Below are 9,449 nucleotides of genomic sequence, written 5' to 3'. Positions count from 1 at the left end.
GCTATCGACACCGACTACACCCACTCAATCGGCATTCAAAAAGGCCAAATCTAACCCCCGCGACACGCCGAGCCAGACACACATTTTGACCCTTAACCCGTCGAACATCCAGGTGCGGTAGCGCTCCAGGTCGCCGTCTCGAAGCTCGTAGCCCGCCCACTCGGCCACCACGTTCAAGGTGTTGGGGAAGCTGCCGCCGATGGTCTTGGCGCGCACCTCCGGGGTGAGCGGGCGGCCGAGCAGCTCGCCGAGCTCGAAGGTGGCCTTGCCCCACAGCGGTTCCGTGTCGATGAGGGTGCCGTCCATGTCCCAGAGGACGGCGGCCGGCCTACTCAAGTTCCGGAAGCTCGTTGAGCGCTTCGTCCGTGGCGCCGGTGGCGGCCGCCGCGCGGAACACCAGGGTCTCGATGTCGGCCTTCTCTTCCGGCTCGAGCACCGCGTTGGCGTGTTTCTCGTTGAACTCCTCGAGGTTGCCGTAGAACGGCGTCACGACCTTCACCAGCGCGTCGCCCTCAGGGTCGTCTCCGAGCAAGTCGAGTGCGTCCAGGAACATCTCCAGGAGCTTCTTCAAATCCGGCAGCACCGCCGGGTCGAAGGGTTCTTCCCACAGGTCCTTGTCGTCGTCCTGCAGGTAGGAGCCGGTGGCGAAGGTGTTCAGGTCGTCGATGAATTCGTCTACCTCGGGCTGAAACTGGGCCCGAATCGAGTTGTCCGCAGCTGCGCTCATACGCCCCATTGTGCGCGAGGCGAGCTAAATGCGCACGCCGAGCAGCCCGTCGAGGGCGGTGGCGATGATCTGGTCGCAGTCGCCGGCCGCGCCGTCGAGAAGCGAAAGTGCCTCCGGGGTGTTCAGATCGTCCGCGAGAATCGCGCGAAGCTTATCGACGACTTCCGTCGCCTCCGCCTCGCTCACCTCGCCGGCGAGCTGCTCGCGCCAACGTGCGAGGCGCTCCTCGGCCCCGGCCAGGATCGCGTCGGAGAAGTCCCGGTCCTCGCGGTAGTGGCCCGCAAAGACGGCCAGGCGGATCGCCGACGGGTCGTGGCCCGCCTCCGAGAGCTTGTGCACGAACACGAGGTTGCCCAGGGACTTAGACATCTTCACCCCGTCGAGGGCGATCATGCCGGCGTGAACGTAGTGGCCGGCCATTCGCTCGACCTTCAGCGCGGCCTCAGCGTGCGCCGCGGAGAACTCGTGGTGCGGAAACGCAAGGTCGGAACCGCCACCCTGGATGGAGAAGTGGCTGCCGAGACGGTTGGTGGCAATCGCGGAGCACTCGACGTGCCAGCCCGGCCGGCCCGGGCCGAACGGCGAGTCCCAGGCGGGCTCGCCCTCGCGGTGGCCGCGCCACACCAGCGCGTCCAGCGGGTCGCGCTTGCCTTCGCGGTCCGGGTCGCCGCCACGTTCCGCGAAGTACTCCTCCATTGTGGCGCGGTCCAAGTTGGACTCGTAGCCGAACTGCTCGGTGGCGTCGATGGAAGCGTAGATGTCGCCCTGGTCGAGCTCGTAGGCGGCGCCAGCGTCGAGAAGCTGCTGCACCATTGCGATCACCTCGTCGACTGACTCCATCGCGCCGATGTAGTCGCGCGGCGGGATCACGGACAGGATCTCCATGTCGCTGCGGAACAAGTTGATCTGGCTGGTGCCAAGTTCGCGCCAGTCCACGCCGTCGCGCTCTGCGCGCTCGAACAGCGGGTCGTCCACGTCGGTGATGTTCTGCACGTAGTGGACCTTGTGGCCGTTGGCGAGCAGCTGGCGCTGCGCCAGGTCGAAGGTGAGGTAGGTCGCGGCGTGGCCGAGGTGGGTGGAGTCGTACGGGGTGATGCCGCAGACGTACATCCCCACCTCCCCGTTCGCATCCGGGGTGGTGTCTACTTCCTTGACGCGCTGATCGGCGGTGTCGAAGAGCTTCAGCGGCACCGGGGTGCCGGCGACTGCGGGTACGGACGGGTCGGGCCATGCATGCATGCGGACAACCCTACAGCTAGGCGGCCATCACGCCAGTGCCGAGCAGCGCCATGACGAGAAGGCCCAGCGGAATGCGGTAGGCGGCGAACCACGCGAACGAGTGGTTGGACACGAACTTCAGCAGCCAGGCAATCGAGATGTAGCCGACTACAAACCCGATGCCGGAGCCGACCAGCAGCTGCAGCCCGCTCGCCGCCTGGCCTGCCTGGGGGTCGAAGGCGTCCGGCAGGGAAAACAGCCCGGAGGCAAGCACTGCCGGGATGGCCAGCAGGAAGGAGAAACGGGTGGCCACTTCGCGGTCCAGATTGAGGAACAGGCCGCCGGAGATGGTGCCGCCGGAGCGCGACACACCCGGGATGAGCGCCAGGCACTGCCACAGGCCCATCACAACCGCGTCCTTCATAGTCAGTTCCTCGAAGCCGCGGGTCTTTTTGCCGCGGCGCTCGGCCAGGATGAACACCAGGGAGAACAGGATCAGCACGGTGGCGGTGATCCAGAGGTTGCGGAAGTTCTCGCGGATGAGGTCTTTGAGTAAAACGCCCGCAAGACCGACCGGGATGGTGCCGGCGATGACCATCCAGCCCATGCGGTAGTCGAAGTTCCGCTTGGACTTGTCCGCGAGGCCGGCGAACCAGGCGGTGAGGATGCGCCAGATGTCTTTGGCGAAGAACACCAGCACGGCCAGCTCAGTGCCCAGCTGGATCACAGCGGTGAAGCTGGCGCCGGCATCTTCGCCCCAAAATAGTTGGGAGACGATGCGCAGGTGGCCCGAGGAAGACACGGGCAGAAACTCGGTGAGGCCCTGGACAATGGACAGGACGATCACCTGAACCCAGGACATTGTGGTGGCGGGATCAGTCATGGCGAAAGACACTACCACGCCTACTTAGCCATCGCGGTGCGCGACGGGCGCGTTGCTAGGCTTTGACCTTGTGAATGCTCGTTTGTTTGCCCCCAGTTCCCGCCTCCGCTTTGCCGCAGTTTCCGGTGCCGTCTCGGCTGCCCTGGCGCTGAGCGCCTGCGGCGCGTCTCCTTCCGCCAAGATCGAGGAAGCCGGCGGTGAGGCGGCTGCGAACATGGGCAGCGCAGAGCCTGTGCAGTCCCCGCAGTCGTCGGACCCGGCGGGCGCGGTGGTGGACTTCGAGCCAGTGAGCGATGTGGACGTCACGAACGGCCGCATCGGCGTCCGCACGGAAAACGCGCTGACGATCGGCACGCTCGAGGAGATCCAGCAAGGCAAGGCCGCCCGCCACGAGCTGGACCAATCCTGCGGCGAGGCATCCGCCAACGCCGGCACCTTCGCGCTTGCCTGCGCGGGCGAGATCAAGCTCTTCGGCGACCGGGAGGAGACTATCGCCACGGATAAGCCGGTCACGGTGGCCACGGTGGCGTCGACAGGCGAGGTGCTCGCAGGCAGCGACACTGAGCGCAAGGTGTGGGTCTTCGACGGCGGAGAGCTGAAAGACACCATCGACGTCGCACGCGAGACCGATCAGCTCCAAGCGGTGCAGGTGGACGGCCAGCGCGACTCCGTGGTGCGAACCAACCGCTTCGACACCACCATCCAGGACATCGACTGGAACGGCTCGCGCCAAGGCGGCACCCTGCGCGTCGGCCTGGGAGTGGGCAAGGTGCGCGGCGGCGAGCACGGCCTGGTGCTGGCCGCGGATTCCACCGGTAGTCAGCTCCACGTCTACACCACCGACGACATCATCCGCCTCCAGCAGTCCGCGCCCGTGCCGGAAGGACCCTGGGATGCCGCGTGGGACCCCGCGCAGCGCCTCGCCTGGGTCAGCTCGCTGGCCAGCAACACCGCCACCGGCTACGACATCTCCCAGGGCATTCCGGTGAAGCGCAAGCATTTCGCCACCGTCGCAGATGCCCAGAGCATCATTACGCTTGACGACGGCACCGTGGTCGCCGCCTCCGCATCCGGCGACGGCATCCAGATCGTCTCCCCCGCCGACCAAACCGAGAGCAACTAGGAGAAAACCCATGACGCTCTACGACCGCGCACTCAAGCTCATGTTCCTGCTGCCGCCGGAGCGCATCCACGGCATCATCAGCGGCGCGTTGCAGACGCTGCACTTGGTCACCCCGGTCAACCGCGTGATGGAAAAGGCCGTGCGCGTGCACGACCCGGTGCTGCACCAAACTGTTTTCGGCGTGGATTTTCCCGCCCCGCTGGGGCTGGCGGCCGGCTTTGACAAGAACGCCGAGGCGATCGACTCCTGGGGCGCGATCGGCTTCGGCTACGCCGAGATGGGCACCGTGACCCCGAAGTCCCAGCCGGGCAACCCCACGCCGCGGCTGTTCCGCCTGCCGGAGGACAAGGCGATTTTGAACCGGATGGGTTTCAACAACAAGGGCGCGCTCGTGGTCGCCGACAACCTCCGCGCGCGGCGCTCCCGCGACGTGGTGGGCATCAACATCGGTAAGAACAAGACCTCCGAGGACGCCGTGGCGGATTACCGCGCCACCTCGACGCTTCTGGGTCAGCTTGCGGACTACCTGGTGGTCAATGTCTCCTCCCCCAACACGCCGGGCCTGCGCGACCTGCAGGCGGTGGAGGAACTCCGCCCGATCCTGGAAGTGGTGAAGAAATCCACCACCACCCCGGTGCTGGTGAAGATCGCGCCGGATCTTTCCGACGACGACATCGACGCCGTGGCTGACCTCGCCGTCGAGCTGGAATTGGCCGGCATTGTGGCCACCAACACGACCATTTCCCGCTCCGGGCTGAAAACACCCGCCTCCAAGGTGGAGAAGATGGGCGCGGGCGGCATCAGCGGAGCCCCGTTGGAGAACCGCTCGCTTGAGGTGCTCAAGCGCCTCCACGAGCGAGTCGGCGACAAGCTGGTGCTCGTCAGCGTCGGCGGCATCTCCACGCCCGAGCAGGCGTGGGAGCGCATCACCGCGGGCGCGAGCCTGCTGCAGGGCTACACCCCGTTCATCTACGGCGGGTTGGGCTGGATCCGCGGCATCCACCGCGGGATCGCCGCGCAGATCAAAGCCCACGGCCTGGACTCGATCGAGCAGGCCGTGGGCAGCGGGCTGGAGTGGAAGGCGCTCTAAGCGTGTCCGGCTGCGCTGCGGCGCAGCACCACCGCGCAGAGGCCGGCGGCGAGCGCCCAGCCGATCAGCCAGAACGGCGTGGTGGCCATCAGCTCGGTGTCGGGCGCGATGAAGCCGAGCCCGATGAGCACCACGGCCACGATTAGCGCGCCGACCTGGGTGCGTGAGCCTTCCTGCTTGGTGTTGTAGGTGGCGAAGGCGCCGACGATGGCGACCGCCACGATGATGGAGAGCACCTGCGGGGTGACGGGGAACGCGGCGTCGCCTCGAAGCAGCGCCAGCACGGCGTAGAGCACGAGCACGAGTGCGATGCCCATGAACGCGCCGCCGACGCGGAGTTGCACTGGAACCATTCGGCGAATCTTACTGGTTTTCGTACCAGCCCCAGATGATTGCCCGGCCGAGCGAGTGGAAGTTCAGGTTGAAGCCGAGCTGGGTGGGGTTGGCAATCTCGTCCGCGGGAAGCTCCGTGTCCACCGCGTGGACGGCGAACAGGTAGCGGTGCGGGCCGTGGCCGGCCGGCGGGTTCGCGCCGTAGTAGCCCTTGACGCCGCTGTCGCCGGTGAGCACCACAGCGCCAACGCCGAGGTCGTCCTTCGCGCCCGCGCCGGCGGGCAGCTCGGTGACGTCAGCCGGGATGTTGAACGCGGACCAGTGCCAGAACCCGGAGGCGGTCGGCGCGTCCGGGTCGAAGCAGGTCACAGCGTACGTCTTGGTGCCCTCCGGGGCGCCGGACCAGGACAGCTGCGGGCTAGTGGCATTGTCGCCGGCCAGCGAGTCGGCGAGGCGCTCGCCGTCGACGATGTCCTCGGACGTGATGTCGAAGGACGGCACGTCCGCCAGCGCGGCGTACGGGTCGGGGCCGGGGAAACGGTCGGAAACATAATTTGCAGTCATGTCCCCATTCCTACCGGAGAGTTAGTGACCGCCGCCACTCCACGCAGCGAACAGTTGCGCGTATCTCCCGTCGGCGGCGACGAGTTCGGTGTGGGTGCCGTCCTCGATGATGCGCCCGGCGTCCATGACCAGGATCCGGTCCGCGGCCGCCGCCTGGTCTAGGCGGTGCGCCACCACCAGTGCCGTGGTGTCTGCGGTGATCCGCGCGGCGGCGTCCTCCAGCGCGTTGGTGGCGTCGCTGCCAGCTTCTGCCGTCGCCTCGTCCAGGATGAGCACCTTCGGGCCTGAGAGCGCCACGCGTGCGAGCGCGAGCTGCTGCTCCACCTCCGGGGGTATGTCCTCCGCGCCTGCGCCGACGGCGGTGTCCAGCCCCTTCGGGAACAGGCGCGCGAACTGGGTGCCTTCAGGGTCGAGCCCGACACTTGCCAGCGCCCGCAGCAGGTCCGCGTCGGTCGCGCCCTGCGCAGCCATCGAGAGGTCCTCGCGCAGGGTGCCGGCGAACAGGTGGACGTCCTGGGTGAGCAGGGTGACGTTCTTGGCGGTCCACGTGTCGCTGACCTGCGAGGTTTCCACGGCCCCTACCCGGATGCTCCCAGCTGTGGGCTCCACCAGCCCCGCAATGAGCGCGGCGAGCGTTGATTTGCCGGCGCCCGAGGTGCCCACCAGTGCGGTAGTTGTTCCGGCCTCGAGCGTGACGGTGAGGTTGTCCAGCACGTTGGCGCCGTCTGGGTACGCGAACGAGACGTGCTCGACTTCCACATTCACAGGCTCGGTCAGGTCCGCCGGTACGGCCGTGGCGTCGCGTCCGTCCGCGAGCTTGGCCAAGCTCACCGCGCGGCCCACTGCGGTGGCCGCGCTCTGCAGCTCGCCGACGAAGAACAGGGCGTTGAACACCGTGACATCGGCGCGGATGACCATGAACACCGCAGCGCTCGCCTGGCCCGGGGTGACAACTCCGGCCGACGCGAGCCACGCGCCGACGCCAAGCGTGAGCAGCACCCACGCGGCGAAAGCGACCTGGCCGATTCCCGTGAGCCGGATGTCCCAGGGCACGCGGTCCATCTCCGCCTCCACCGCGCCCCACGAGGTCCGCCGCATCCGTGCCAACGCCCAGCGCTCCAAGTCGAAGGCGCGCAGCGTGGGCAGGCCCCGGACGGTATCCAGCAGCACCGCGTTGCGACGTGCTTCCGCCACGCTCACCGCATTGGACGCGCCGGGGATGGCGCGCACCACCGCGCGGGCAAACGGGTAGGTGCATATGCAGATCAGAAGCAGGATCAGGGCGAAGCGGACGTCGATAAGCAAAAGCCCGATGAACGTGATCGGGAAGACGAACACGGTGGTGAGCACGCGCGAGCCGATGTCGGTGATGGTTTGGACGACGTCGTCGATGTCCTTGGTCATGCGTGTGATGACGTTGCCGGTGCCGAGCTCCATCACCCGCGGCACTGGTGCGCGCAGGATCGCGTCGAGGCAGCGGCGGCGCAGGTCGATGGACGCGCGGGCGACTTTCTGGCCCACCACATAATTGCCCAGCGCCCGCAAGAACATCTCGACGAGCATGCAGGCCAACGCCAGGCCGACGGTCAAAACGAAGGCGCGGGTGCCGGTTCCCAGCAGTGGCACTGATCCGCCGGTGAGCGGGTCGACGCTACGGCCGAACAGGTTCGACTGCGTGGTGTAGACAGCGACAATCAGCGCCTGGATGATCAGCAAACCCGCCCACCAGCGCTTGTCCAGAGCGTTGGGTAGCGCAGACAGGTACGCGAAGGTCTCCTTCACGCTCGCGGGGGCGACCGCGTCAGTGCGTTCGTATTCGCGCGCCATTTACGCCACCTCCAATTCGGTTCCAGCGTGCTGCCACGCGGCGTTTCCGGTGATGACCACGGTGGTTTTGTCTGCTCTGAGCGCGGCGACGGCTGCCACGACGTCCGCCTGTGTCACGGAATCGAGGCCAGTGGTCGGGTCGTCCAGGATGAGCACGTCCGAGTCGGCGGCGAGCGCCCTAGCAAGCGCGACGCGCTGCCGCTGCCCGCCGGAGAGATTCAGGCCGGCCTCGCCCAGCGGTGCGTCCGGCAACTCGCCGCCTGCGTCTATGCCGCCGAGCCTGCGGAGGATGTCTTGGCAGTGGGCGGCGGCGAGCGCCTGCTTGACGACGTCCTCCGGCACATCCCCGCGCGGGTTCACGTTGTCTGCGATGGTGCCCTCAAACACGTTGACGGTGTGCGGCGGGAACAGCACGTCTGCGCGCTGCGCCCACGCGGCGGCGGTGGCGTAGGAACGCTCCGCCGGCTCGAGAATCCACAGACCCGCGCCTGGGACCGGGGTGTCTGTCGGCTCAGGCCCCGCCGCGTCATCGCCCGCGTGGTGCAGCTGCTCGATGCGTTGACCGCTCGCCACGGCCCTGCCCCACCCACTTGCCAGGTCGCCGAACGCGAAGCCCGCCATGTCCAACGCAGGCGGCACCAACAGTGCCACAGATGTCAGCTGCCCCGGGGTGATCTCCCCGCGCAGCGTCATCCACGCGCTCAAGCCCACGATGGCAAGGTTGCACAGCCACGCCACGCAGAACCTGGCAAAACCCAGCCAGACCTCCACACGCAGGTGCGTGAGCATCAACCGCTTCGCCTTCGCCGTTTCCGAGTGAAAACGCTCGGCCACGGTTGCGCCCGCGCCGAGGCCTTTGACGGTGCGGATGCCTTGCGACGCATCCGTGGCCAAGCCAGCAACATCCGCCTCCGCAGCGCGGCGCTTCAGCGACACCCGCGTCACCGGCCCCGCGGTCCACGCGGCGAACAGGGCGATAATCAGCGCGCTGGCTGGGATGGCCAGCGAGATCCACGGGGAGACCGACCACATCGCCACCATCGCGCCGGCCGCGTAGCCGATGGCCATCAGCGGAAACGACAGCAGCTCGCGGTATCGACCGACGGTGTTCGCGTCCGCGTCGATGGTGTTGAGCACCGTGCCGGGGCTTATCGCTCCCGCCCCGCGGCGCAGCACGCCCGAGGACAGGTGCTGCTGCGCGTTGTGGGTCACGCGGCGCACCGAGGCTGTGGCCAGGCCGTCGCCGGTGGCCTCGCCGATGAACTGGATGATGAAGATGCCGACCAATACTGCGAAGAGCCACCATGCGTTGAACTTTTCTTCCCCCACCAGGCCGTCCACGATCATGCCCACCACCACCGGCACAAACGCGGAGATGCCGGTGCCGATGAGGTAGCTCAGAATGTGCAGCACTAGCACGCCCGGGTATGCGCCTACCATGTCCCTGACCACACGGTTCCCGCTGCTCCAGCGTGCTGGGTGGAGCCGCGCCGGATCGTCCGCTGGCGGCGCGGGCGGGACGAACCAGCTGTACGTCTTCATTCTGCGCGGCGGTGGCATCATTCTGGAAAATCTAGCAAATATTGGGTTAAGGGTCAAAAAGTGTGTCCGGAATCGCGGATTTTCACGGATTGACCTGTAGGTTTCCGGAAAGTATATGCTCCGGAAGCATATATCTAGCCCC

General features: G+C 67.0%; 10 protein-coding genes. 2 read left to right on the top strand and 8 right to left on the bottom strand.

Annotated features, from left to right (window positions below; all coding sequences use genetic code 11):
- Positions 1-24 precede the first annotated feature (24 nt).
- The 4 genes from BKN05_RS11265 to BKN05_RS11250 are packed head-to-tail and all read right to left on the bottom strand — an operon-like array spanning position 25 to position 2,828.
- Positions 25-336: an HAD family hydrolase gene (locus BKN05_RS11265; protein WP_286688677.1), complete on the bottom strand. Its 312-nt coding sequence runs from the start codon at positions 334-336 to the stop codon at positions 25-27.
- Positions 329-727, bottom strand: coding sequence for a hypothetical protein (locus BKN05_RS11260; RefSeq protein WP_286688676.1), 399 nt, complete (start codon positions 725-727; stop codon positions 329-331). The genes BKN05_RS11265 and BKN05_RS11260 overlap by 8 nt, the downstream gene beginning before the upstream one ends.
- A gap of 24 nt (positions 728-751) precedes the next feature.
- Positions 752-1,966: a cysteine--1-D-myo-inosityl 2-amino-2-deoxy-alpha-D-glucopyranoside ligase gene (gene mshC / locus BKN05_RS11255; protein WP_286688675.1), complete on the bottom strand. Its 1,215-nt coding sequence runs from the start codon at positions 1,964-1,966 to the stop codon at positions 752-754.
- A 16-nt stretch (positions 1,967-1,982) separates the two neighbouring features.
- Positions 1,983-2,828 carry an undecaprenyl-diphosphate phosphatase gene (locus tag BKN05_RS11250; protein WP_005396288.1) on the bottom strand — a complete coding sequence of 282 codons (846 nt, stop codon included), beginning with the start codon at positions 2,826-2,828 and terminating at the stop codon, positions 1,983-1,985.
- Between the two features lie 70 nt (positions 2,829-2,898).
- Here BKN05_RS11250 and BKN05_RS11245 point away from each other — a divergent pair, with 70 nt between their 5' ends.
- Entirely contained in the window at positions 2,899-3,951 is a 1,053-nt protein-coding gene (locus BKN05_RS11245) for a YncE family protein (protein WP_286688674.1), read from the top strand.
- A gap of 10 nt (positions 3,952-3,961) precedes the next feature.
- The gene (locus tag BKN05_RS11240; protein WP_225746013.1) at positions 3,962-5,041 is read left to right on the top strand and encodes a quinone-dependent dihydroorotate dehydrogenase; all 1,080 of its coding nucleotides are present in this window, start codon (positions 3,962-3,964) and stop codon (positions 5,039-5,041) included.
- Here the strand turns inward: BKN05_RS11240 and BKN05_RS11235 are convergent.
- From BKN05_RS11235 to tetA, 4 genes are read right to left on the bottom strand one after another with little or no spacing between them, the layout of a single operon-like run.
- Positions 5,038-5,394, bottom strand: coding sequence for a hypothetical protein (locus BKN05_RS11235; RefSeq protein WP_005390939.1), 357 nt, complete (start codon positions 5,392-5,394; stop codon positions 5,038-5,040). The two genes, BKN05_RS11240 and BKN05_RS11235, sit on opposite strands and share 4 nt — an antisense overlap.
- A gap of 10 nt (positions 5,395-5,404) precedes the next feature.
- Positions 5,405-5,938 (bottom strand): YbhB/YbcL family Raf kinase inhibitor-like protein, encoded by a 534-nt coding sequence (locus BKN05_RS11230; RefSeq protein WP_005390941.1) that lies wholly within the window; start codon positions 5,936-5,938, stop codon positions 5,405-5,407.
- Between the two features lie 21 nt (positions 5,939-5,959).
- Complete coding sequence (locus tag BKN05_RS11225) at positions 5,960-7,765, bottom strand: ABC transporter ATP-binding protein (protein ID WP_286688673.1); 1,806 nt, start codon at positions 7,763-7,765, stop codon at positions 5,960-5,962.
- Entirely contained in the window at positions 7,766-9,307 is a 1,542-nt protein-coding gene (tetA, locus tag BKN05_RS11220) for a tetracycline efflux ABC transporter TetAB subunit A (protein WP_286688678.1), read from the bottom strand.
- Positions 9,308-9,449 lie beyond the last annotated feature (142 nt).

It is taken from the genome of Corynebacterium sp. S5S1, from assembly GCF_001913985.1.
Lineage (GTDB): Bacteria > Actinomycetota > Actinomycetes > Mycobacteriales > Mycobacteriaceae > Corynebacterium > Corynebacterium marquesiae.
Note: the sequence above shows the minus strand (reverse complement) of the source record. Positions and strands in the feature narration are given on the sequence as shown.

Bases quoted from the DNA above. Each gene is read 5' to 3' on its own strand.
- BKN05_RS11225 (WP_286688673.1), bottom strand. From the start codon at position 7,765: ATGGCGCGCGAATACGAACGCACTGACGCGGTCGCCCCCGCGAGCGTG.
- tetA (WP_286688678.1), bottom strand. From the start codon at position 9,307: ATGAAGACGTACAGCTGGTTCGTCCCGCCCGCGCCGCCAGCGGACGAT.
- BKN05_RS11260 (WP_286688676.1), bottom strand. From the start codon at position 727: ATGAGCGCAGCTGCGGACAACTCGATTCGGGCCCAGTTTCAGCCCGAG.
- BKN05_RS11240 (WP_225746013.1), top strand. From the start codon at position 3,962: ATGACGCTCTACGACCGCGCACTCAAGCTCATGTTCCTGCTGCCGCCG.
- mshC (WP_286688675.1), bottom strand. From the start codon at position 1,966: ATGCATGCATGGCCCGACCCGTCCGTACCCGCAGTCGCCGGCACCCCG.
- BKN05_RS11230 (WP_005390941.1), bottom strand. From the start codon at position 5,938: ATGACTGCAAATTATGTTTCCGACCGTTTCCCCGGCCCCGACCCGTAC.
- BKN05_RS11235 (WP_005390939.1), bottom strand. From the start codon at position 5,394: ATGGTTCCAGTGCAACTCCGCGTCGGCGGCGCGTTCATGGGCATCGCA.
- BKN05_RS11250 (WP_005396288.1), bottom strand. From the start codon at position 2,828: ATGACTGATCCCGCCACCACAATGTCCTGGGTTCAGGTGATCGTCCTG.